Here is a 23,564-nt window from a genome sequence, read left to right on the forward strand (position 1 = left end):
GGTCGCGGCGTAAGGAAGGGGTCAGCTGACGCTGATCCACGCGCTGCCGCCGGCCGAGCTGCGCTCGACGGCGTCCAAGACGCGCTGCACGTGCAGGCCGTCGGCGAACGACGGACTCGGCGCGGTGCCCTCGGCGACGGCCTCGACGAAGTCCTTGGCCTGGTGCGAGAAGCCGTGCTCGTACCCGAGCATGTGGCCCGCGGGCCACCAGGCGCCGGCGTAGGGATGCCCGGGTTCGGTGACGAGGATGCGGCGGAAGCCCTGCTCCTCGGCGGGAGCGGTCGCGTCGTAGAACTCGAGCTCGTTGAGCCGCTCGAGGTCGAACGAGATGGCGCCGGTGGACCCCGAGATCTCGATGCGCAGGGCGTTCTTGCGGCCCAGGCGGAAACGGGTGGCCTCGAACGACGCCAAGGCGCCCGAGGTGAGACGGCCGGTGAAGAGGGCGAGGTCGTCGACCGTGACGGCGCCGCGTTCGGCGCTCGCGGATCCGGAGAGGCCGGATGCTTCGCCCAGCAGGGGGCGTTCGCTCACGATCGTCTCGAGGATGCCCGAGACGCGCTCGACGCGCTGGCCGGTGATGTACTCGGTCATGTCGACGGCGTGCGCCCCGATGTCGCCGAGGGCGCCGGATCCGGCGCGGTCCTTCTGCAGCCGCCACGTGAGCGGAGCGTCCGCATCGCTCAGCCAGTCCTGCAGGTACTCGGCGCGCACCTGACGCACCTCGCCGATACGCCCGGCCGCGACGAGGTCGCGGGCGAACGTGGCTGCGGGCACGCGACGGTAGGTGAAGCCCACCATCGAGCGCACCCCGCGTGCGGCGGCACGGTCTGCAGCATCCGTCATCGCCTCGGCCTCGGCGACCGTGTTGGCGAGAGGCTTCTCGCAGAGCACGTGCTTGCCGGCCTCGAGCGCGGCGATGGCGATCTCGGCGTGCGAATCGCCCGGGGTCACCACATCGACGACGTCGATGTCGCTGCGCGAGATCACTTCGCGCCAGTCGGTCGAGGTCTCGCCCCACCCCCAGCGGTCGGCCGCCTCGTTCGTGCGGTCGAGGTCACGGCCCACGAGCACGGCCATCTCGGGCTGCAGCGGGAGGTCGAAGAAGCGGGGGGCGACGCGCCACCCTTGGGAGTGCGCGGCACCCATGAAGCCGGCGCCGATCATCGCGACGCGGAGGGGCTGGGTCAATGCACTGTCTTTCTGTCGAAGGGTAAAGAAAAGGGGGCCGCCCGGAGTAGACCGGGCGACCCCCTCTCGATCAGGACTCGAAAGCGAGATCGATGAAGTCGGCGACGTTGTCCTTCGTCACGACCGGCGCATCGAGGACGATACGGTTCGGCACGCTCGGGGTGATCAAGTCGCCGGCGGTCTTACCCTGGGCGATGAGGCGCGCGAGCGCGATTCCGTCGGCCGCCTGCGTCGACGGGTAGATGACCGTCGCCTTCAGGACGGTGTCGTCGGCCTGGATGGCCTCCATCGCGTTCTTGCTGCCGGCGCCGCCGACCATGATGAACTCGTCGCGACCCGCGGCACTGATCGCCGCGAGGACGCCGATGCCCTGGTCGTCGTCGTGGTTCCACAGAGCGTCGATCTGCGGGTTCGCCGACAGCAGCTGCGAGGTTGCCGCCTCGCCGCCCTGCACGGTGAAGTCCGCAGCGACGCGCGGGCCGACCTCGAGGCCGCAGTCCGAGAGCGCGTCGGCGAAGCCCGCCGAGCGATCCTGGGTCAGCGGCAGCGAGTCGATACCGGCGATCTCGCCGACGATCGCGTCGGGGTTGTCGCCGACCTGCTCGCAGATGTACGTACCGGCGCTGACGCCCATGCCGTAGTTGTCGCCGAGCACCGTGGAGCGCGCAGCGAAGGGGCTGGAGAACTCACGGTCGACGTTGATGACCGGGATGCCGGCCTCCATCGCCTGGATGGCGACCTCGGTCAGAGCAGCGCCGTCGCTGGGGAGCAGGACGATGGCATCGACGCCATCGTTGATGAAGGTCTCGACGGCCGCGATCTGGGCCGTGACATCGTTCGTGCCCTCGGCGACCTTGAGCTCGACGTCGGGGAAGCTGTCGGCGGCGGCGAGAGCGCCGGAGTTGATGGCACCGAGCCAGCCGTGGTCGGCCGCGGGGCCCGAGAATCCGATCGTGACGGTCTCGCCCGACTCGGCGTTCTCTTCGGTGGTCGTGCCCTGGTCGACGACGCTTTCGCCTTCGTCGGTCGAGCCCGAACAGCCGGCGAGAAGTCCGATCGTTGCGAAGAATGCCGCGCCGGTGAGCACCAGGCGGGTCCGTGATTTCACGTGTGAGCGCATTTCTTTCCTCCTTGAATGTGATGCAGCTTGGCCAGCGGCCCCCGGGTCATCCACGAAAAGGAGAGGTCCACTCTGACGAGCCTCACCGTAGCAGAAGTGACGACGAGGTAGTCAACTTTTGTTATCCGACGGTTATAAGTAGGGGAGGGGGGTCTTAGGGGTATCTCCCCTTGTGTTTTCGGCATTCCCCTATCCGGGATCGTTCCGCTACCTGCCCGAACAGGAGGGGTCGCGCGCCGGGTGGTGGCCGTGTTATGTTCGCCCGGTGATCAAAGTTGACCATCAGTCGTCATTACTCACGGTGCGAGACGTGACGAAGTCTTTCGCCGGTGTCCGAGCCCTGCGCGGCGTCGACCTGGACATCGCCGCGGGCGAGGTGCACTGCGTCCTCGGCCAGAACGGTGCGGGCAAGTCCACGCTCATCAAGACCTTGGCCGGTGTGCACCGCCCGGACGAAGGCGAGATCCGCTGGCAGGGGGAACTGGTGGAGATCGCCACGCCCGAGGCCGCCATCGAGCTCGGCATCGCCACGATGTACCAGGAGCTGGACGTCGTGGACGGCCTCACGATCGCCGAGAACATCTTCCTCGGCCACGAACTGGCGCGCGGCGGCTTCACGAAGCGCTCGGAGGCCGCCAAGCAGACCACCGCGCTGCTGAAGCGCCTCGGCCACTCCAACCTGTCGCCGCACACCGAGGTGGGCTCCCTCAGCGCTGCCAACAAACAGATCGTCAGCATGGCGCGTGCGCTGTCGCACGACATCAAGCTCATCATCATGGACGAGCCGTCCGCCGTGCTCGACACCGAAGAGGTCAAGAACCTCTTCGGTGTGGTGCACGAGCTGACGGCGCAGGGGATCGCGGTGGTGTACATCACCCACCGTCTCGAGGAGATCCGACAGATCGGCGATCGGATCACGGTGCTCAAGGACGGCCGGACGACTGCGGTCGGCCTCTCCGCTTCCGAGACGCCGACACGTGAACTCATCCGCCTCATGACCGGCCGCGAGGTCGCGAACGTCTTCCCCACCCGCGAACCGGTGGCCGCAGACGCCCCCACGGTGCTCGAAGTGACCGACCTCGCACTCGACGGTGTCTTCCGGGACGTGTCGTTCACGGTGCGCGCCGGTGAGGTCGTCGGACTCGCCGGTCTCGTCGGCTCGGGCCGTTCTGAGATCCTCGAAACGGTCTACGGTGCCCGCACCGCTTCGAACGGCTCCGTGCGGGTGCGTGACAAGGTGCTGCGGCGCGGTTCGGTGGTCGCCGCCGTCAACGCCGGCATCGGACTTTCGCCCGAGGAGCGCAAGAGCCAGGGTCTCGTGCTCGACGAGCCCATCTTCGTCAACATCACGCTCGCGTCGATGCGCCGCTTCGCGCGCGGCGGTTTCCTCGACGACCGTTCCGCCCGGCGGGTGGCGCTCGAGCAGATCGAGGCGTTCGAACTGCGTCCCGCCGACCCCGACCGTCCTGCCCGCACGCTCTCGGGCGGAAACCAGCAGAAGATCCTGCTCGCCCGCTGGTTGGTGCACGGCACCCGCGTGCTGTTGCTCGACGAGCCGACCCGCGGTGTGGACGTCGGCGCTCGCGCTGAGATCTACAGCCTCATCCGAGACCTCGCGGCCGCGGGCAACGCCGTCGTCGTGGTCTCGAGCGAGATCGAGGAGGTCCTCGGCCTCGCCGACGTCGTCCTGGTCATCGCCGACGGCCGCGTGCTGCGCACCCTTCCCTCCACCCAGATCGACGAGCACGGAGTGCTCGACCTCGTCATGAAAGGATCCGCCGCGTGAGCGAGCCGACCACCCCCACCGGCGTCCGAACCGCCCCGCCCGTCACCGCCGCAACACCGACCGAGCCTCAGCGCCCGCTGTGGCGGCGGGTGCTCTCCGGGTCGGTGGGCCGAAACCTCGGCCTCGTCGTCGCCCTGCTGCTGATCTTCATCGTCGGCGCTGTCGCCGGCGGCGGAGACTTCACCAAAGTCGACAACCTCCTTGTCATCCTCCGGCAGGCCTCCATCATCGGCGTGATCAGCGTCGGGATGACCCTCGTGATCATCGCGGGCGGCATCGACCTCTCCGTCGGATCGGTCATGGGTCTCGCCTCGGTCGTCGCGACGCTTGCGGTGGTGCAGGACCTCGCCGACCAGATGCACTGGATCGTGATGGTCGTCGTCGCCCTGCTGGTCGGCGTCGGCGCTGGACTGATCAACGGCATCGTAATCGCCTACGGCAACGTCGTCGCGTTCATGGCGACGCTCGCCATGCTGGTCGCCGCCCGCGGTCTCGCCGAGATCCTCGCCGATCGCCGCACCCTGGTGGTCGAGGATCGCGGCTTCGTCACCTTCATGAACGACGACTTCCTCGGCGTGGACGTGCTGATCTGGATCTTCGCCATCGTCGCCGCTCTCGCCTGGGTGCTGCTCAATCGCACGACCTTCGGTCGCCGCACGGTCGCGATCGGCGGCAACCGGGAGGCGGCGCGCCTCGCCGGTATCAATGTGAGACGCCACACCATGTGGCTGTACGCGCTCGCCGGTCTCGGGGCGGGGATCGCCGCCGTCATGATCCTCGGGCGCACCACCGCCGGAAGCTCGACCAACGGCCTCCTCTACGAATTGGATGCGATCGCCGCGGTCGTGGTGGGAGGCACCCTCCTCATCGGCGGACGCGGAACGATCACGGGCACCGTGCTCGGCGTCTTGATCTTCGCCACGTTGACGAACGTCTTCGTGCAACTCAACCTCTCCTCGTCGGTGCAGCAGGTGGCCAAGGGCGTCATCATCGTCGTCGCGGTGCTGCTGCAGCAGCGCTTCTCCGGTCCGTCCGGGCGGAAGAGCTAGAGCGATGGATAAGACGACGGCGGCCGCGCTTGTGCACGGCCGCCGTCGTCTTGTGGGCGGCGGATGTTCAACTAATGGTGTACTGAGGGTGTGGCAAGAATGACGACGGACTCCGCGCAGACGGTGACAGGTGTGAGCCAGCTCTTCCAGCTGCTTCGAGACGGCGTGCCGAGAACCCGGGCCGAGCTCGCGAAGTCGACCGGCCTCGCCCGCTCGACCGTCGCGGTGCGCGTCGACGAGCTCATGCGCATGGGCCTCATCACCCCGGTCGCCGACGGCGTCTCCACCGGTGGCCGCCCGCCGTCGCAGTTCGCCATCAACCCTGCCGCGAAGGTCGTCATCGCCGGCGACATCGGCGCCTCCCACGCCGTCGTCGCCATCACCGATCTCACCGGCCAGGTGCTCGCCGAGTTCTCCGAGGAGCTCGATGTGGCGCTCGGCCCCGAGCCCGTCCTCAGCTGGCTCATGGAGCGCGCCCACACCCTGCTCGCCGAGACCGGGCGCACCGGCACCGATGTGGCCGCGATCGGCATCGGCGTCCCGGGGCCGGTCGAGCACTCCACGGGTCAGCCCGTCAATCCGCCGATCATGCCCGGGTGGGACCGCTTCGACATCCCCGGCTGGATCCACCAGCACTTGCCGGTACCCGCACTGGTAGACAACGACGTCAACATCATGGCCCTCGGCGAACGGGCCGTCGCCTGGCCAGGCGTGGACCACCTCATGTTCGTCAAGGTGTCGACCGGTATCGGTACCGGCATCATCTCGGGCGGTGCGCTCCAGCGCGGAGCGCAGGGCATCGCCGGCGACATCGGTCACGTCCAGGTGGCCCGCGGGGCGAACGTGCCCTGCCAGTGCGGTAACCGCGGATGCCTGGAGGCTCTGGCCTCCGGCCCGGCCATCGCGCGAGCACTCCGTGAGCAGGGCGTCGAAGCCCATACCGGATCCGACGTCGTCGACCTCGTCAAGCGCGGCAACATCGACGCGATCCAGGCCGTTCGCCAGGCCGGACGCGACATCGGCGAGGTGCTGACGACGTGCGTGAGCCTGATGAACCCCTCGATCATCGCGATCGGCGGGTCGATGGCCCGCGTCGGCGAGCACCTGATCGCCGGTGTCCGCGAGGTCGTCTACACCCGCTCGACGCCGCTCGCGACGGAGTACCTCTCCATCGTGCAGTCGCTCGCCGCCGACAAGGCGGCCATCCTCGGGGCGAGCATGCTCGCCGTCGAGCACGCCCTTTCGCCCGAGGCCTTGAGCAACGGCTTCATCACCTCCTGACCGCGCATCATCTCCCGTGCCTCCCCGGTGCGGATGGCGGAGATGACGTCGATCGAGGACCGATCGAGGCGGAATCGTCCTTGATCCGCGTCATCTCCTCGATCTGATGCGGGCCTGCTGGGGGAGAACGGCTCGGGATGCTGCTGGCCCGACGTGGTACGCCTGCGGCGCGGAGTGTCCCTCTCCGCGCCGCAGGCGAGTGCGGGGTCGCCCGGTCAGGGCGTCGGCGAGGCGCCGGCCGTGACGGGGGCGGGCGCGGTGGCCGCAGCATCCGTCGCCGACTCGCCGCCGGCACGTTCGGCCTTCGCCGCGGCCACGGCGGCCTCGATCTCGCGGCGATGAGCCGCTTTCGCGCGCTTTCGCGCGAGGATCCGCCACACGATGAGACCCGCCGCGACGAGGAGCAGGGCGAGCGCCGTCCACGGCACCGCCGCCGTCGATGCCGAGCCGGTCTCGGCCACGACGGGATCGGAGGCCTCGGCCGCACCGATTCCGGGCGAAACGATCTCGCCGCTGGAGGTGACGTCGACGGTGAGCAGGCCGAGCGGGGGAACCGAGCCGACCTCGACCGTCCGCTGGATCGAGCTGCCGGGGAGCAGCTCGGGCGCGTCGTCGCCGGCGCCGACCGGCGCCCAACCGAACGGGCCCGAGAGCGAGACGTTCGCGGTGGGGTCGAGCCGGGTGTTGCCGGTATTGACCAGCGTGTACGTCACGGTCGCAGCGCCCCCCTCGATCGGATTCGCGGTGCCGTGGTAGTCGACGGCGACGTCGGAGATCGCAAGCGCGGGGGCGAGGTCGCCCAGCACGCGGAGGTGGATGCGGGAGCCCAGGCGGCGCTCGGTGACCGTGCCCGTGTCGGCTCGGACGAGCATCGAGGCGACGACCCCGGCGGCGTAATCCCCCGGGGGAGTGGCGGCGGGGACGGCGATGGTGAAGGGCACCTCGGCGCTCTCGCCGCTGTCCAAAGTCAGCTGGGGCACGTCGAAGTCGATCCAGCTGCCGAGTTCGGTCGAGACCTCACCGCCGGCGAGGATGTCGAGTGCTCCGTCCGCCGTGAGGAATCCGTCTGCCGCGTAGACGTCGAGCGCGATGGGTTCGGCGCTGCGATTCGTCACGGTCAGGGCGTCGCTGAGGGTCGCGCCGGGGGTCAACTCGTAGGCGAAGTTGGGCCGGTCGCGCCCTTGGGCGGTATCGGCGGGGCGCACGCTCCACGACACTGTGGTGTCGGCGCCCGGTTCGGGGGTGGTTTCGGCCAGCGCTGCGCCGACGGGCATCGTGAGCGCCAGAACGACGCCCAGCAAGACGGCAAGAGGGGTACGACGGCGGGGAGAGGGGGACAGGATCGCCTGGGACATGGCGGGTACTCGCTTTCAGAAGTGGGTCCGTCCGGGCCGCGACGAGGTCGCGGCCCGGACGGGGGTGATCAGCTGAGGGCGGTCAGCGTGATCGTTGCGGTGTAGGTGCCGCGGGGGGTGTCGAGCGGAAGCTTGAGCTCGAGATCAGCGCCGACCAGCGAGGAGCCACGTTCGTGGCCCTCGTCCGCCTGCGCCAGGGTGCGGGCGACGGACAGGCCGTCGCCGCGGTCGAAGCCGGAGGGCACCGGCGCGCCGGCGACTGCTCCACCCTCGGATTCGAGCACCTCGGGGGTCCAGCCGAGGTACTTGCTCGAGACGGCTTCGCCACCGGCGGTGAAGTCCGACACCTGAGCGGTCAGCGACCACTCCGGGTTTCCGGGACGCGTGTCCTGGATACGGATCGGAACGATCTCGCCGTCGGCGTAGTAGTGATCGAGCATCTCCTCGGCGACACCGAGGTCGACGAGCGCCGAGCTTCCCTCGAGCGACCACGTCAGCTCGCCCGCGCCCTGGTCGGGCACCGTGACGGCGATCGACTGGTCGCCCGCGGCGGGCTGTGCGGGAGCGTCACCCGAGTGATCTCCGGTCACGGATCCGGCGAAGACGCCGGTGCCGAGTGCCGCAGCGGGGGTGTTGCCGTCGAGCGTCAGCGCACCGTAGACCGTCGTCGCAGCGACCCGGAGGTTTGCCGTGTTGCCGGTCAGGGAGAGGCCGCCGCCGATCGAGTTGGCGAACGCGTCGGCCGCGCCGTCGGCGTCAGCGCCGATCAGCACGTCGCGCGAGCTGCCGCTCACGGTGACCCCGCCCTTCACGATCGCGCCACCGACCGAGACACCGTAATCCGAGCCGTCGATCGAGACGTCGCCGTCGACCGAGGTGCGGAGCAGGTCGACATAGGTGGCGGCCTGGGTGGTGAGCGAACCGTGGATGTTGCTGTCGGTCACCTCGACGTCGATGCCGCCCGCGGCGACGGACCCGCCGACCTCGAGGTCGGTGACGTAGAGGAAGCCGGAGCGCGTCCCTTCGGAGTAGGCGCTGATGTCTCCCGCGACGCTGGTGCCGTCGAGCGAGACGCCGTAGGCGTCGGTGGCGATGACATCGCCCGTGACGGTCACGGAGGTGGCATCGAGCCAGCCTCCGGGCTCCACGATGATGTCGCCCTCGACGGTGGCTCCGCCGAGGACGCAGTCGACACCGTCGGTGACGGTGAGGGTGCCCGAGATGGTCTGGCTTCCCAGATCACCCGTGCACGACAGGTCGGCCGCGTACGCGGGGACAGCGACGACGCTGCCCCCCACGACAAGCAGCGCGACGGTGGCTGATTTGATCACATTCTTCATGAGGTGTCCTTGTTCTTTCAGCCGCGCAGCGCCGCGATGGCGTCGTAGCTACGGTCGGCGTTCGCCAGCGAGTTGCCGGGGTTGATCGGGACGGTGGATGCGTTGTCCTGTTCGTAGATGCCGAAGCGCTGACCGCGGTCGCGCAACTCGGACAGGAACGCGGTGTAGTTGATGTCCCCGGCGCCGAACTCGATGATGTCGTAGCCGTTGGCGCTGTTCGGGTTGAGCTTGCCGTCCTTGAGGTGCACGAGCGGGAAGCGTCGCGGGTCGCGCTTGATGTAGTCGATCGGCTCGAATCCGGGGTACAGGTGCTTTCCGACGTGGGCCCAGTAGATGTCCATCTGGAAGAAGACCGACTCCCGGTCGAAGCCGTCCCACAGCAGGTCGTACACGCGTTCGTTCGTGTCGGTCGTGAAGTTCCACTCCTGCGCATGGTTGTGGGCGTAGAGCTTGATGCCCTCTGCTTTCGCCTTCGCGCCCATCTCGTTCCAGGTCGCGATGGCCGTCGTCCACTGCTCCTTCGGCAGGGGACCGCCGTAGCCGCCGGCGATCGGTCCGCCTTGGCCGAGGTGCGGAAGGCCGAGGATCTGCGCTGTCTCGAGCTGCTGGTCGATGTTGCCCGGATTGAGCGTGACGTGCGCTCCGACGCCCCGCAGGCCGTTGTCGTCGAGGAGCTGCCTGATCTCCGTCGGGGTGATGGCCCCGACCTGACCCTGGGTGTACCCGGCGAACTCCACCTCGGAGTAGCCGATGTTGGCCAGTTCTTCGAAGACGGCGCGGAAGCCCAGGGAGCTGACCTTGTCGCGCACCGTGTACAGCTGGATGCCAATGCGGTTGATGGGGACGAGGCGCTTTCCGCCGCTGACGGTCGGCAGTGCTGCTTTGGCGCCGAACGCGGATGTCGCCGAAGCCGCGGGTGCGGCGGCGGCGCCCAGGCCGACGGCGACGGACGAGGCCGCCAGTGCCTTCAGCATGGTCCGGCGGCTCATCGGCTGAGCCGATACCGTCGGGTGCGCGTGATCGTGGTGGTGACTCATGACTCTCCTTCGAGGTGGGTCCGCCCTGGGGGGCCCGGGGGCGGCCGGGATGGCGGGGGCAGCACCGTGGTGCTGCCCCCGCCGAGGGTTACTTCTTGACCGTCAGGCTGGCCGAAGCCGTGCTCTTGGCGACGCCGGCCGAGCCGTCGTACGCCGCCTGCACCTGATAGGCACCGACCATGCTGAGCTTGGGCAGCGTCACGACGACGTTGCCTTCCGCATCGAGCGTGCCGGTGAGCGTCGCGACGACCGCGTTGTTGCGGCGCACCGTGACCGCGGCGTTGCCGGACGGTGCGATGCCCGTCGACGACTCCACGTGGATGGTGGCCGTGGCCGCCACCGCCGGCTTGACCGGGTTCGGCGAGACGACGACCTCGGTCGTCGAGCGCGCCTGCGACACGGTCAGTCGAGCTGTTCCCGCCGAGGTCTTGAAGACCTCATCGGCCCCGTAGGTCGCACGCAGCGTGTGCGTTCCGACCGGGAGGTCTGCGGGGAGGGTGATGCTCGCCTTGCCGGACGCATCCAGCGTTCCGCGACCGACCTCGGTGGTGCCGACGGACAGCACGACCTCCCCGGTCGGAACGCCGCCCTCACCGGTGACCGCGACGACCACGTCGCCGGGGTCGCCGTAGGTGGCCCGGGGCGAACCGAGGGTCACCAGGGTGCGCGAATCGACGGTCGGCTCGTTCGGAGCGTCGAGGTCGATCGTGAACGACACCGAGCCCAGTTCGGACACGTTGCCGCCGGCGTCGGTGGCCCGGTAACGCAGGTCGTACACGCCGTCCTGCGAGAAGGTCACGCCGTACTGCTGGTTGGCCGCGAGGTTGGTCCAGGTCGCACCGTTGTCGCGCGAGTACTGCACGCTCGAGAGTGCGCCGTTGTCGCTCGCCTGCACCGCGAAGCGGACCGGCTCGTTGTAGACGCCGCCCACTCCCGTGGGTGCAGCCGGTGCCAGCGTGTGCGCCACGGTCGGAGCGGTGACGTCACCGATTCCCGCACCCACCATGGTGATCGCGTCGACGGCCAGTTCATCGGCCGAGGTCACGAACAACGCTCCCGAACCCTCCGGTGCGTCGAACGTGATCGAGACGTCCTGCCAGCCGGAGCCGTCGGGAATCGTCGCGGTCGCGAACGGCGCCGCGTCGGCGGCACCCCAGCGCAGCTGGATGGCTCCGCCGCCATTGGCTCGGACGACCGCTCCGTCGATGCCCGCGAAGCTCACGGGATCGTACTTGAGGAAGTCGCCGGCGCCGAGGCCACGAACGGCGTTGCCGCCGGACGCACCCGTGTCGGCGTAGTTGACGACGCCCTGACGCTGGATGGCGTGCTCAGCCTGCTGCAGCTTCGGGTTGAGACGAACCGTCGCCTCGCCCGTCGCTGCCGGCAGACCGTTGGCGCCCGCGTCGGCGTACGTCACCACGACGGCGCCGTACAGCAGCGCGCCGGGCCCGTGCTCGGGCGAGTTCGGGTCGGTGCGGAACGAGCCGGTGCAGCCGGTTCCCGAGACCTCGGGGTGAGCGTGCTCGTCGTGGCCGAGACCGTAGGTCCACGACACGCGCGAGCAATCCGTGGCGGTGCCGTCTTCAGCATCCGTCGTCGTCACCTTGAACGGAACGGCCTGACCCCAGTCGAAGAAGCCACCGTTCTCAGGGAACGTGACCGTGACCTCCGGCGCCTGGTTGCCCACCGAGATGGTGCGCGAGGTGAGGCTGAACTTGCCCTCCGGGTCGGAGACGCGTAGTCGTGCCGTGTAGTTGGCGATCGTCGTGTACGTGTACGACGCCGTCACACCGGTGGCATCGAACGTGCCGTCGCCGTCGAAGTCCCACTCGTAGGTGAGTGCTCCGCCTTCGGGGTCGGTCGATCCCGCGCCATCGAACTGCACCGTGAGGGGAGCGGACGACGAGGACGTCGGGGTGGCCGTGAAGCGCGCCTGCGGCGACTTGTTCCCCGCGACGTAGTCGATGCGGTACAAGCCCGCATCGGGGTTCGCCCGGAAGAAGCCGTCGCCATAGTCGAGCACGTACATCGAGCCGTCGGGCCCGATCTCCATGTCCATGGGGTTGTCGTGGCCCGGCTGGCCGTTCGCGGTCAGAGACGCGTTCGGGAGGAAGTCCTCGATCGCGGTGACGTCGTAGTTCTCCCAATCGACGGTGAAGGCCGCGATGTAGTCCTGCGAGAACTCGCCCATGAACGCCTTGCCGTCCCAGTGCTGGGGGAGCTTGGTCGTGGACGGGTTGGTCTCGTCGTAGTGATAGACCGGCCCACCCATGGGGCCCTGGCCGCTGCCGGCACCGAAGTTCACCAGCTCGTCCCACGGCTGATCACCGGGGTTGTCGCCGTAATAGAGGGTCGCGGCGCGTGCCGGCGGCAGCTGCGTGAGCCCCGTGTTCCAGCGCGAGTCGTTCACCAGGTTGGCGGGATCGAAGAACGCTCCCGGCGTGGCGGTGGCGAAGTCCCAATCGTTGTAGGCGAAGTTGTCGGCCGTGACGTACGGCCACCCGCCGTTGTGGGGGTCGTCGAGACCGACGACATTCCACTCCACGAGACCCATGGGTCCGCGGCCCGCGGTGTCCGCGACCGCCTTGGTGGCGTCGGGGCCGTAATCGGCCCACGAGAGCGAGTTCGTCTCGGGGTCGACCTCCAACCGGAACGGGTTGCGCACGCCCATGATGAAGATCTCGGGCCGTGTCAACTCGGTGCCCGGGGCGAAGAGATTGCCCTCGGGGATCGTGTAGGTGCCGTCCGCTTCGACATGGAAGCGCAGGATCTTGCCGCGCAGGTCGTTGGTGTTACCGGCGCCACGACGCGAGTCGAAGCCGGGGTTGAGTCCGGGTGCGTCGTTGTTCGGGGCGAACCCATTGGCGCCCGGCGTGCTCGCGGGGGTGTTGTCACCCGTGCTGAGGTACAGGTTGCCGTCGCCGTCGAAGTCGATGTCGGCGCCGACGTGGCAGCACTGTCCGCGCTGCACCTCGACGTCGAGGATCTTCTGCTCGCTGGCGAGGTCGAGGCCGGTGCCGTTCCACGTGAACCGCGAAAGCCGGTTCACGCCCACCCACTGGTCCCAGTAGGACTCGTCCGCCCCGGCGGGGAGGGTGTTGGGGGCGTTGCCCACCGGCGTGTCCACGGCGCCGTCGCCGTCGGCGTCGATCGGGGAGTACACGATGTACACCCAGTTGTTCTCCTCGAACGCGGGGTCCAGGGCGATGGTCTGGAGACCGTCCTCCGAGTTCGCGTAGACCGGGATCGTGGTGACGACCTTCGTGACGCCCGTGCTGGGGTCCGTCAGGCGGATGTCACCGTTTCGCGCGGTGTGGAGGACCTTCGAGTCGGGCATCACTGCCAGGTCGATCGGTTCGCCGACGTTCTTCGTCAGCAGAACCTTCTCGTAATTGGTCCAATCGAGGGCGGCGGCCGCATCCTCTTCATGGTCGTGGCCGGGGTGCGCCGCAGCGGGCAGCGCACTGGCGCCTACCGCGGTCAAACCCAGGGCCACCGCGGCGACAGCAGCGGCTACCCGCGAGGGGAAAGCCGGGTGTCGGGAGGTAGAATTCATCGTGAAACAGCTCCTGTATCTGCGAGATCGAGTTGTTTTCACCGGGTCGCCACCAGCCGGTCTGAACGGCTGATCGTGGCGACCCGGGCCCATGCCCGCGCGGAGCTTTCCCCGCGCGCTTTTTCCTCCACTCCTCATCGAGTTCGGGCAGGCGCAACGCGTCCCTTCACGAGGAGGGTGAACACGTTCGGCCTGCGGGGGGTTGAGCGGCCCGCGTCCGGCATTCCGGTCGGTCGCTCTGCGGTCATCTTGACCGATGTTCGGCCAGCGGTCAATCAAAAGATGCTGATCAGGTGTCAGGAAAGACTTGTTTGACGGGAGGCTTGTATTTGCCCATCGACCCGAATAGCATCGCCCTCGTTCGGTGCCACCGCGACCCCCCACGGTGTTCCCATCGGCGCGAAATCCGGGCGAGGACGCCCGGATCTGCCCAAAGGAGGGCTCATGTTCCACGGATTGACCGGATGGCACCTGCTCATCGTTCTCGCAGTGATCCTGCTCCTTTTCGGCGCGGCGAAGCTGCCGGCCTTGGCGAAGAGCATGGGCCAATCCGCCCGCGTCTTCAAAGGCGAGATGAAGGCGATGAAGGCCGAGGACGAGCCCGAAGTCGTGCCGTCCGCGATGCCGGCAACGCCTGCCGCGACGACTCTGACACCCCCCACCCCGCTGAACGCCGCCGACCTCGGCAGCGCCTCGTCCCCCCGCTGAGCGGCGATGTCCGCGCTCGTCGGGGCCACCACCCGCACGAAGGCGCAACGGCGAGAGCGGCAGATGTCGTTGGGCGGCCACCTGGTCGAACTGCGCAAACGGCTGATGATCGCCGCTCTCGCCGTCGTGCTCGGCATGGTCGGGGCCTTCATCTTCACGGATGCTGTCATCCACGTCATCACGCAGCCGATCCGCACCGTGGCGGCCATCCGCGGCGATGACTTCGCCGTCTTGAACTTCGAGACGGTCACGAGCGGCTTCGATCTGCGGATGCGCATCGCGTTCGCGATCGGCATCCTCGCCTCCGCACCCGTCTGGTTGTGGCAGATCTGGGCGTTCATCATGCCCGGTCTCACCCGTCGTGAGGTCCGTTACACCATCGGGTTCCTCGCGGCGGCGATCCCGCTCTTCTTCGCCGGGTGCGCCTCGGGGCTGCTGATCGTGCCGCACATCGTCGAACTCATGGCGCAGTTCGTGCCCGAGCAGGGCGCGCAGTTCTACACGGCGTCGTTCTACTACGACTTCGTGTTCAAGCTGCTCATCGTGGTCGGTGTCGCGTACGTGCTGCCCGTCTTCCTCGTCGCCCTTAATCTCGCGGGCGTCGTGAGCGGTCGCGGCATCCTCCGCGGCTGGCGGATCGCCATCCTGGTGGCGACCCTCTTCTCGGCGCTGGCCACCCCCGCGGCCGACGTCGTCTCGATGCTGCTGCTGGCCGGGGTGCTCAGCACCCTCTTCTTCGCCGCGGCGGGGGTGTCGCTTCTCCTCGACCGACGTCGAGCCAAGGCGCTTCCCGTGTTGCCGACGCACGCGGAGGTCGACGCATGACGTTCGGGCTGACGTTCGAGAAGCTCATCCTGATCGGCTTCATCGCGGCCATGCTCATCGGACCGGAGCGCCTGCCGGTCTACGCAGCAGGTCTCCGCCGCTTCATCGACCGGGCGAAGGGCCTCGCCCGCACGGCCGAGGGGCGGGTGCGCGAGGAGCTCGGTCCGGAGTTCACCGACACCGACTGGAGTCAGCTCGACCCCCGGCGCTACGACCCCCGCCGCATCATGCGTGAAGCACTCCTCGATACCCCCGAGGTGGCCCGCCCGGTCGCCGCGCCCGAGGGTCTCTCGGAGAAGCCCGCGGTCCTCTCTCCGGCGGAGAAGACCGAGAGGCGGGATGCTGCGGCCTGACGCGATCAGCGGGTGAGGATCACGGCGTCTCCCTGACCGCCGCCACCGCAGAGCGCGACCGCGGCGGTACCCGAACCGCGGCGCACCAGCTCGTGCACCGCGTGCACGACGAGACGGTTGCCGGAGGCGCCGATCGGATGACCGATCGCGATTCCTCCGCCGTGGATGTTCACGACCTCGTCGCTCACGCCGAGCTCGGACTGCGAGCGCGCCACGACCGCGCCGAACGCCTCATTGATCTCGATCACGTCGAGCGCGGCCGGGGAGATGCCCTGCTTGGCGCAGGCCGCGATGATCGCGCGCGCGGGCTGCTCGTGCAGTGAGTTGTCGGGTCCTGCCACCTGGCCCGAGGCGTTCACGACGGCGAGCACGGGCCAGCCGTTCGCCGCGGCGTGCGTCCGCGTGGTGAGCACCACCGCCGACGCGCCGTCGGAGATCTGCGAGGCGTTGCCGGCGGTGATGCTGCCGCCCGCGGCGAAGGCGGGGCGGAGGGCGGCGAGCGACTCGACGGTGGTGTCGGGCCGGACGCCCTCGTCGCGCGTGATGACGAGAGGCTCCGCCTTCCGCTGCGGCACCGTCACGGGAGCGATCTCGGCGTCGAAGACTCCCGCGTCGTACGCTGCCGCCGCGCGTTGGTGGGAGCGTGCGGCGACAGCATCCTGAGCCTCCCGGCTCACCTCGAACCGGGCATTCGCCCGCTCGGTGGCGGCTCCCATGCTGTCGTGCTCGCTCGCGTCGGTGAGGCCGTCGAAGGCGAGGTGGTCGAGCACCTCGACCGATCCGTACGCCCACCCGTCCCGGGAACCCATGAGCAGGTGCGGCGCGCGCGTCATGGATTCCATTCCCGCAGCCACGACCACGGTCGCATCCCCCACGTCGATCATGCGTCGAGCGTCGATGACGGCGGTGAGACCCGACAGGCACACCTTGTTGATGGTCGCGGCGTGGGCGCGGGCGGGGATCCCGGCGTTCAGAGCGGCCTGACGCGCCGGATTCTGCCCGGCACCGGCCTGCAGCACCTGGCCGGCGAGCACCGCGTCGACCTGCTCGGGGGCGACGCCGCCACGTTCGAGAGCCGCGCGGATCGCGATCGCTCCGAGTTCGACCGCACTCAGTGACGCCAGCTGACCCTTGAGGCGGCCCTGCGGGGTGCGAGCGGCGGAAACGATGACGACGTCGTCGGGAATCATGCGTTCACCCTAAGCGCCGCCGGGATGGCCAACGGTGGTTCGGTCGCCGCGACGACCTCGTCGACCGAGACGCCCGGAGCCGTTTCGATCAGGACGAGTCCGTCGGGCGTCACGTCGATGACCGCCAGGTCGGTGATGATCCGGTCGACCACGCCGCGTCCGGTCAGCGGCAGGGAACACTCGCGGACGATCTTCGCGCTGCCGTCCTTGGCCACGTGCTCCATGAGCACGATCACGCGTGCGGCACCGTGAACGAGGTCCATCGCCCCTCCCGGTCCCTTGACCATCTTTCCGGGGATCATCCAGTTCGCGAGGTCGCCGCCGCCCGACACCTGCATCGCCCCGAGGATGGCCGCATCGATCTTGCCGGCGCGGATCATCCCGAAGCTCGTGGCCGAATCGAAGAACGACGCCCCCGGCAGGGTCGTCACGGTCTCCTTGCCCGCGTTGATGAGGTCGGGGTCCACCGCGTCCTCCCGTGGATAGGGGCCGACGCCGAGGATGCCGTTCTCGGACTGCAGCACCACCGTGACGCCCGCGGGGACGAAGTTCGGCACGAGGGTCGGCAGACCGATCCCCAGGTTGACGTACGCGCCGTCCGCGAGTTCGAGCGCGGCGCGGGCCGCCATCTGGTTCCTGCTCAGCGCCATGTCAGTTGTCTCCGGTCGTCGTGGTGCGTTTCTCGATCCGCTTCGGGGTGGCCCCGCCCACTTCGATCACGCGGTGCACGAAGATTCCGGGCAGATGGATGCTGTCGGGGTCGAGCTCACCCGGCTCGACGAGGTCTTCCACCTGGGCGATGCACACCCGACCCGCCATCGCGGCGAGGGGGCTGAAGTTGCGGGCGGCCTTGTTGAAGACGAGGTTGCCGTGGCGGTCGCCGCGCAGGGCGTGCACGAGCGCGTAGTCGGTGACGATCGCCTCCTCGAGCACGTAGTCGTGCGCGGCGCCGCCGACGGTGAACGTCTGCACGGCCTTCGCGGGGGAGGCGACAGCCACGCCCCCGGCGCCGTCGTACCGGCGGGGGAGGCCGCCGTCGGCGACCTGGGTGCCCACACCGGTCTGGGTGAAGAACGCCCCGATTCCGCTTCCCCCGGCTCGGAGTTTCTCGGCCAGGGTGCCTTGGGGGGTGAGCTCCAGCTCGAGCTCACCCGAGAGGAACTGCCGCTCGAACTCCTTGTTCTCGCCCACGTACGACGACGTCATCTTGCGGATCCGGTGAGCGCGGAGCAGGATGCCGAGCCCCCAATCATCGACCCCGCAGTTGTTCGAGACCACCGACAGGTCGGTGGTGCCCTGCGCGAGGAGCGCCTCGATGAGCGCGATCGGGTTGCCCGAGAGGCCGAACCCGCCGACCGCGATGGACGCCCCGTCGGGGATGTCCGCCACCGCTTCGGCGGCGGTGGGAACTGTCTTGTCGATCACGGGCGACTCCTTCGTTGCCGGGGTGGTGTGTTCATCCTTCGCTCGAGCAGGTTCCGGCGCCCCCTCGGAGTTTGCGATGTGGATCAGAGCGGCCGTAGTGTCCACATTGTGGAAGCAGACGACGGCTCGACGCGCGTAGCCGGCGCGCAGACGGTGGCGCGCGCGGCTTCGCTGCTGCGGATCGTGACGTCGTCGGGAGCCGACGGCGCCTCGATCGCCGACATCGTCGAGCGATCAGCCCTGACGAGGCCCACGGTGCACCGCCTGCTGACGGCGCTACGGCTGGAGGGGCTCGTCGACCGGGACGAGACCCGGGGGCGATGGATGCCCGGGCCCGAGCTCTACCTGATGGGAACCGTCGCTGCGGCGCGGTTCGACGTCACCGCCGCGGCGCGCGACATCGTGCGGTCGCTCGCGGTGCGCACCGAGGAGAGCGCCTTCCTCTCGGTGCGGCGCGGCGACGAGACGGTATGCCTCGTTCGGGAGGAGGGGAGCTTCCCCATCCGCTCGTTCGTGCTGTCGGAGGGGGTGCGTTTCCCGCTCGGCGTGGCTTCGGCGGGCTTGGCGATCCTGGCGTTCCTGCCGGCCCACGATGTGGACGCCTACCTGGGCCGCCATCCGGAACTGGTGAGCCGGTGGGGGAGCGCCCACGGTGAGAAACGGCTGCGCCAGCGGCTCGGCGAGACGAAGGAGCGCGGCTTCGCCGTCAACCCCGGCCTCATCGTGGCGGGCAGCTGGGGCCTGGGGGCCGCCGTGTTCACCCGGGAAGGTGACCCGCAATGGGCGCTCAGCCTCACGGGCGTCGAGTTCCGCTTCGGCGCCGAACGGCAGGCCGAGCTCGGGCGCACCCTGCTCGCGCACGCCCACCAACTCACGACCCGCCTCGCCGCGCGCTGAGCGCCGCGCCCGCCGGGGAGCCGCAGCCGTAGGCTTCTGATCATGCACGGCGAATACAAGGTGCCCGGCGGCAAGCTCGTGGTGGTCGACCTCGAAGAATCCGAGGGGCGGATCTCGGGCTTCCACCTCGCGGGCGATTTCTTCCTGGAGCCCGACTCCGCGCTCGACGACATCGATGCGGCGGTCAACGGGCTGCCCGTCGAAGCCGACGTGCCCACGATCGCGGCCGCGGTGCGGTCGGCTCTGCCCGAGGGTGCCCAGCTGCTGGGCTTCACCCCGGAGTCGGTGGCCACCGCCGTGCGTCGTGCCCTCGTGACCGCGCCCGGATGGGGCGAGTTCGAGTGGGAGGTGCTGCACGAGCCGCCCGTCTCGCCGCGGATGAACCTCGCCCTCGACGAAGTGTTGACTTCCCGGGTCGGCGACGGCCGACGCAAGCCCAGCCTGCGGCTGTGGGAATGGGACGAGAACGCCGTGGTCATCGGCTCGTTCCAGTCGTACCGCAACGAGGTCGACCCCGAGGGTGCGGCCCGGCACGGGTTCGACGTCGTCCGGCGCATCTCGGGCGGTGGCGCGATGATGATGGGCGCGAACTCGATCGTCACCTACTCCCTCTACGTACCCGCCTCCCTCGTGGCCGGGCTCACGTTCGCCGACTCCTACGCATTCCTCGACGACTGGGTGCTGCAGGCCTTGCGCTCGATGGGCATCGACGCCTCCTACCAGCCGCTCAACGACATCACCGGCCCGCACGGCAAGATCGGCGGCGCCGCACAGAAGCGCCTCGCGAACGGGGGGGTGCTGCACCACGCGACGCTCAGCTACGACATGGACGGTCGGATGCTGACGGAGGTGCTGCGCATCGGACGCGAGAAGCTCAGCGACAAGGGCACCGTATCGGCGGCCAAGCGGGTGGATCCCCTGCGCAGTCAGACCGGACTGTCGCGCGAGGCCATCATCGAGCGGTTCATCTCCACCTTCTCCACCCGTTACGGGGCGGTTCCCGGGCACATCACCGAGGACGAATACGCCGAAGCCGAAGAGCTCGTGCGCACCAAGTTCGCGAGCGACGCGTGGTTGCACCGGGTGCCGTGACCCGAGGCTCGGTACAGATCCTCGAGGGCGACAACCTCGCCGCCGCCGCAACCCTCCCCGACGGCGCCTTCACCCTCATCTATCTCGACCCGCCGTTCAACACCGGGCGCACCCGCGAGCGCGCCGTCGAGACCGCCCGGTCGTACCGAACGCAGGAAGAACGCGCGGCCCAGGACGGGGACAGCCCGGAATCGTCGGAGAGCGCGCTGCCGGGCGCAGCATCCGTCCTGCATTCGGTACCCGAGGAGGCTGAAGCGGGCGGGGAGACCAGCCTTTGGCGAGGTTTCCACGGCCGCCAGTACGAGCGGCTGCGCGGAGATCTGCGCACGTACGACGACCGCTTCGACGACTATTGGGGCTACCTGGAGCCGCGGTTGGCCGAAGCCTGGCGGCTGCTCGCCGACGACGGCACGCTGTATCTGCACCTCGATTACCGCGAGGCGCACTACGCGAAGGTGCTGATGGACGCGCTCTTCGGGCGTGAGCGGTTCCTCAACGAGTTGATCTGGGCATACGACTACGGCGCGAAGTCGCGGCGCCGGTGGCCGACGAAGCACGACACGATCCTCGTGTACGTCAAGGATCCGCAGCGGTACTTCTTCGACTCCGCCGAGGTCGACCGTGAGCCGTACATGGCGCCCGGACTCGTCACGCCCGAGAAGGTCGCCCGCGGCAAGCTCCCCACCGACGTGTGGTGGCACACGATCGTGCCCACCACCGGGCGAGAGAAGACCGGCTACCCGACGCAGAAGCCCGAGGGGGTGCTGCGCCGGATCGTCCAGGCTTCGAGCCGCCCCGGCGACCGCGTGCTCGACCTCTTCGCGGGCAGCGGCACGACCGGCGCGGTCGCCGCCGCGCTCGGCCGCGACGCGGTGCTCGTCGACGACAACCCCGCCGCCGTCGCCGTCATGCGCGAGCGCATGCCGTTCGCCACCCTCGTGCCGCGCCCCTGACCCGAGCCTGCGACCTGCGGCCCCGGCCCGGGTCCCTGACCTGAGGTCAGGCCTCGTCGCGCCAGGAGTGCTGCGGGTCGAAGCCGAGCAGTCGGCGGGCCTTGTCGATCGAGAGCAGGGTGTCGTTCGTGCCGAGGTCGCCGTGCAGGTCGACGCCGGGGAAGACCTCGGCGACCAGCTCGGCGTTCGGGCGGGACATCACGGTGTCGGCCGCCGCGATGATGAAGCGGTCGAAGCCGGGCGGCGCCACCTCGAGCGCGCGTTCGATCGCCTGTGCACCGTCGCGGGCGTCGATGTATCCCCAGAGGTTGAACTTGCGCGAAGCCGCGTCGGCGTCGAACGAGGGGAACTCGGCGTAGTCCTCGGGAACCATCACGTTCGAGAACCGCAACGCCGTGATCGACAGCTCGGGGTGCCAGCGCACGAGCTCGATCGCCATCGTCTCCTCGAGGTGCTTGACCAGCGAGTACACCGACTCGGGGCGGGCGGCGTAGTCCTCGTCGACGGGGATGTAGGGCGGCGGGACGTCGAACGGAAGCCCCTGCACGGTCTCGCTCGAGGCGTAGACGATGCGGTCGATGCCGAGGCGAATGGCCGCCTGGAACACGTTGAAGGTGGCGACGATGTTGTTGTGGAAGATCGCGACGTCGGGGCGGAGCCCCGGTGCGGGAACGGCCCCGAGGTGCACGATCGCGTCGATGCCCTGGTGCTGGTCGTCGACGCCGGCGAAGGCATCGATGACTTGGCCGTAGTCGGTGAGGTCGACCTGGACGAAGCCTTTCGCGCGGGTGCCGACCACGTCGAGGCCGATCACCTCGTGCCCGTGGTTGCGAAGTTCGCGGGCGACGACGGTGCCCAGCTTTCCCGATGATCCTGTCAGTGCAATGCGCATGTCGTCAGCGTGTCACGGCACGACGACACCACTGAGCGCCGTGACCTCGCGGTAGCCGTCGTCTAGAATGGGCGGTTCGGATGCTGCGGCCCCCAGCAGGCGCGTGCGTCCGGGATGGGTGCTCCATGCCGGCCAGCCGGGGTCGCCGACGGTCGCGATCCGCACCACCGCGGCGTGCATCTCGCGGGCGAGGGATGCGGGTGGCGCCTGACCTGCGATCGCGCTCACCCCCTCGGCGTCGAGGTGGTCGAACCAGAACGGCACGTCCAGGCAGTGGCACGCCCACCCGATCACCGGGGAGCGCCACGCGAACCGGTACACCCAGGTGGGCGCGTCGCCCCGGGCGGCGGCCACGCGCGGAATTCCGGCCCGGAAGACGCGGTCGCTCGCGTAGCGGCCGAGCACCGCCGCCGTGCCGAGACGATGCTGCGCAACGTTGTCGGCCAGGTACGCGCGGCGCCGTGCGGCATCGAGGCCGAGGCGCCCGAGGGCGAAGGAGGCGGGGACGAACCGCAGGATGCCCCGTGCTTTGTCGGTCGTCATCGTGAATTCGTCGTCGGCCGTTCCGAGGACGAGAGGGATGCTGCGGCCCACGCCGTCGGCGATGCTCTCCAGCGTGGGGGCTGCGATGAGCTCCCCGTCGATCAGCGGTGCCCACGGCAGTCCATCGTCGAGGACGGCGGTGAGCGCGGCGAGCGGCCCACCGCGGACCGGTCGGCTCGCAGCATCCTGCAACGCCGTCAGTCGCTCCTCGGGAACCGACGCGAATCCGGCGCGCGTGGGCGCGACCCCGGCGAGCTCGGCGAGGCGGCGGGAGAAACCCTCCGCCCGCGCTCGCGGAACGTCGACGAGGGCGGGCGAGATCGCGAGCGCTGCCGCGAAGAGGCCCTGCGCTGCCGGCATGCCGAGCAGGGTCAGCACGGCGCCGCCCCCGGCCGACTGCCCGACCAGTGTCACGCGGGCGGGGTCGCCTCCGAAGCCGGAGACCTCCTCGCGCACCCACTCGAGCGCCGCGAGCCAGTCGAGCACTGCCCGGTTGTCCGGGGCGCCCTCGATCACGCCGAAGCCGTCGAAGCCGAGCCGGTAGGAGATCACGACGGTGACCACGCCGTCGCGGGCGAAGGCGTCGCCGTCGTACCAGCTGCTGGCCGGTGAGCCCGAGATGTAGCCGCCACCGTGGATGTAGACGATCACGGGCAAGGCCCTGCCCTCGCGGGTGCGCGGGGTGAAGACGTTGACGTTCAGCGTCGCGTCGCCGGGCACGCTCGGCTCGGGGATGAGGGTCACGCCGGTGTCACCGCGCTGCGCCGTCGCGCCGTATCGCGTGGCGTCGCGCGCGCCCTCCCACGGCGGCATCGGCTCGGGGGCCGCGAAGCGCAACGCGCCCACGGGTGGCTGGGCGAACGGGATGCCGAAGAAGACCGCGGTATCGCCGCGGTGGAAACCGCGCACCGCCCCTCGCTGCGTCTGCACGACGGGAGGGGCGGTGCGATCGGTCACCTCGGCATTCTGGCAGG

At 69.3% G+C, this 23,564-nt stretch carries 20 protein-coding genes; 9 read left to right on the top strand and 11 right to left on the bottom strand.

Going from position 1 to position 23,564, the window contains the following annotated elements; translation table 11 throughout:
• Nucleotides 1-21: 21 nt before the first annotated feature.
• Nucleotides 22-1,164, bottom strand: a complete 1,143-nt coding sequence (locus ACFXP5_RS11675) for a Gfo/Idh/MocA family protein (protein ID WP_394544828.1) — start codon at nt 1,162-1,164, stop codon at nt 22-24.
• Nucleotides 1,165-1,258: 94 nt separating this feature from the next.
• Nucleotides 1,259-2,308 carry a substrate-binding domain-containing protein gene (locus tag ACFXP5_RS11680; protein WP_394528437.1) on the bottom strand — a complete coding sequence of 350 codons (1,050 nt, stop codon included), beginning with the start codon at nt 2,306-2,308 and terminating at the stop codon, nt 1,259-1,261.
• Between the two features lie 310 nt (nt 2,309-2,618).
• Between ACFXP5_RS11680 and ACFXP5_RS11685 the strand changes: the two genes are divergently transcribed.
• The 3 genes from ACFXP5_RS11685 (at nt 2,619) to ACFXP5_RS11695 (ending at nt 6,424) form a co-directional block, all read left to right on the top strand.
• Complete coding sequence (locus ACFXP5_RS11685) at nt 2,619-4,094, top strand: sugar ABC transporter ATP-binding protein (RefSeq protein ID WP_394544729.1); 1,476 nt, start codon at nt 2,619-2,621, stop codon at nt 4,092-4,094.
• Entirely contained in the window at nt 4,091-5,143 is a 1,053-nt protein-coding gene (locus ACFXP5_RS11690; protein WP_394528435.1) for an ABC transporter permease, read from the top strand. The genes ACFXP5_RS11685 and ACFXP5_RS11690 overlap by 4 nt, the downstream gene beginning before the upstream one ends.
• 99 nt (nt 5,144-5,242) lie before the next feature.
• Complete coding sequence (locus ACFXP5_RS11695) at nt 5,243-6,424, top strand: ROK family transcriptional regulator (RefSeq protein WP_394528434.1); 1,182 nt, start codon at nt 5,243-5,245, stop codon at nt 6,422-6,424.
• A gap of 215 nt (nt 6,425-6,639) precedes the next feature.
• Here ACFXP5_RS11695 and ACFXP5_RS11700 read toward each other — a convergent pair whose 3' ends face one another.
• From ACFXP5_RS11700 to ACFXP5_RS11715, 4 genes are all read right to left on the bottom strand, one after another.
• A complete protein-coding gene (locus ACFXP5_RS11700) occupies nt 6,640-7,779 on the bottom strand; it encodes a COG1470 family protein (protein ID WP_394544730.1) in 1,140 nt (379 codons plus the stop codon).
• A 68-nt stretch (nt 7,780-7,847) separates the two neighbouring features.
• A complete protein-coding gene (locus tag ACFXP5_RS11705; RefSeq protein ID WP_394528432.1) occupies nt 7,848-9,119 on the bottom strand; it encodes a hypothetical protein in 1,272 nt (423 codons plus the stop codon).
• 17 nt (nt 9,120-9,136) lie between these two features.
• A complete protein-coding gene (locus tag ACFXP5_RS11710) occupies nt 9,137-10,108 on the bottom strand; it encodes a sugar phosphate isomerase/epimerase family protein (protein WP_394544731.1) in 972 nt (323 codons plus the stop codon).
• Between the two features lie 136 nt (nt 10,109-10,244).
• Nucleotides 10,245-13,712: a PQQ-dependent sugar dehydrogenase gene (locus tag ACFXP5_RS11715; protein WP_394544732.1), complete on the bottom strand. Its 3,468-nt coding sequence runs from the start codon at nt 13,710-13,712 to the stop codon at nt 10,245-10,247.
• A 444-nt stretch (nt 13,713-14,156) separates the two neighbouring features.
• Between ACFXP5_RS11715 and tatA the strand changes: the two genes are divergently transcribed.
• From tatA to ACFXP5_RS11730, 3 genes are all read left to right on the top strand, one after another.
• Entirely contained in the window at nt 14,157-14,420 is a 264-nt protein-coding gene (gene tatA, locus ACFXP5_RS11720) for a twin-arginine translocase TatA/TatE family subunit (protein WP_394544733.1), read from the top strand.
• A 63-nt stretch (nt 14,421-14,483) separates the two neighbouring features.
• Nucleotides 14,484-15,245, top strand: coding sequence for a twin-arginine translocase subunit TatC (gene tatC / locus ACFXP5_RS11725; RefSeq protein ID WP_394544829.1), 762 nt, complete (start codon nt 14,484-14,486; stop codon nt 15,243-15,245).
• Nucleotides 15,242-15,598, top strand: a complete 357-nt coding sequence (locus ACFXP5_RS11730) for a twin-arginine translocase TatA/TatE family subunit (protein ID WP_394544734.1) — start codon at nt 15,242-15,244, stop codon at nt 15,596-15,598. The genes tatC and ACFXP5_RS11730 overlap by 4 nt, the downstream gene beginning before the upstream one ends.
• 5 nt (nt 15,599-15,603) lie before the next feature.
• On the opposite strand, the gene ACFXP5_RS11735 is transcribed toward ACFXP5_RS11730, so the two are convergent.
• From ACFXP5_RS11735 to ACFXP5_RS11745, 3 genes are read right to left on the bottom strand one after another with little or no spacing between them, the layout of a single operon-like run.
• Entirely contained in the window at nt 15,604-16,788 is a 1,185-nt protein-coding gene (locus ACFXP5_RS11735) for an acetyl-CoA C-acetyltransferase (RefSeq protein WP_394544735.1), read from the bottom strand.
• Nucleotides 16,785-17,438, bottom strand: coding sequence for a CoA transferase subunit B (locus ACFXP5_RS11740; protein WP_394544736.1), 654 nt, complete (start codon nt 17,436-17,438; stop codon nt 16,785-16,787). Before ACFXP5_RS11740 ends, ACFXP5_RS11735 begins: the two co-directional genes overlap by 4 nt.
• Nucleotide 17,439: 1 nt before the next feature.
• Nucleotides 17,440-18,213: a CoA transferase subunit A gene (locus ACFXP5_RS11745; RefSeq protein ID WP_394544737.1), complete on the bottom strand. Its 774-nt coding sequence runs from the start codon at nt 18,211-18,213 to the stop codon at nt 17,440-17,442.
• Between the two features lie 108 nt (nt 18,214-18,321).
• Here ACFXP5_RS11745 and ACFXP5_RS11750 point away from each other — a divergent pair, with 108 nt between their 5' ends.
• Genes ACFXP5_RS11750 through ACFXP5_RS11760 form a run of 3 tightly spaced genes read left to right on the top strand, consistent with a single transcriptional unit; the run spans nt 18,322 to nt 21,155 of the window.
• On the top strand, nt 18,322-19,110 hold the full coding sequence (locus ACFXP5_RS11750) for an IclR family transcriptional regulator (protein WP_394544738.1): 789 nt from the start codon (nt 18,322-18,324) through the stop codon (nt 19,108-19,110).
• A 42-nt stretch (nt 19,111-19,152) separates the two neighbouring features.
• On the top strand, nt 19,153-20,202 hold the full coding sequence (gene lplAB, locus ACFXP5_RS11755; RefSeq protein WP_394544739.1) for a lipoate-protein ligase LplAB: 1,050 nt from the start codon (nt 19,153-19,155) through the stop codon (nt 20,200-20,202).
• Nucleotides 20,181-21,155 (top strand): DNA-methyltransferase, encoded by a 975-nt coding sequence (locus tag ACFXP5_RS11760; RefSeq protein WP_394544740.1) that lies wholly within the window; start codon nt 20,181-20,183, stop codon nt 21,153-21,155. Before lplAB ends, ACFXP5_RS11760 begins: the two co-directional genes overlap by 22 nt.
• 46 nt (nt 21,156-21,201) lie before the next feature.
• Here the strand turns inward: ACFXP5_RS11760 and ACFXP5_RS11765 are convergent, their stop codons facing one another.
• Nucleotides 21,202-22,047 carry an NAD-dependent epimerase/dehydratase family protein gene (locus ACFXP5_RS11765; protein WP_394544741.1) on the bottom strand — a complete coding sequence of 282 codons (846 nt, stop codon included), beginning with the start codon at nt 22,045-22,047 and terminating at the stop codon, nt 21,202-21,204.
• Between the two features lie 12 nt (nt 22,048-22,059).
• The gene (locus ACFXP5_RS11770) at nt 22,060-23,547 is read right to left on the bottom strand and encodes a carboxylesterase/lipase family protein (RefSeq protein ID WP_394544742.1); all 1,488 of its coding nucleotides are present in this window, start codon (nt 23,545-23,547) and stop codon (nt 22,060-22,062) included.
• Between the last annotated feature and the right edge of the window lie 17 nt (nt 23,548-23,564).

This window comes from Microbacterium hanjuni (assembly GCF_043556395.1).
Taxonomy (GTDB): Bacteria; Actinomycetota; Actinomycetes; order Actinomycetales; family Microbacteriaceae; genus Microbacterium.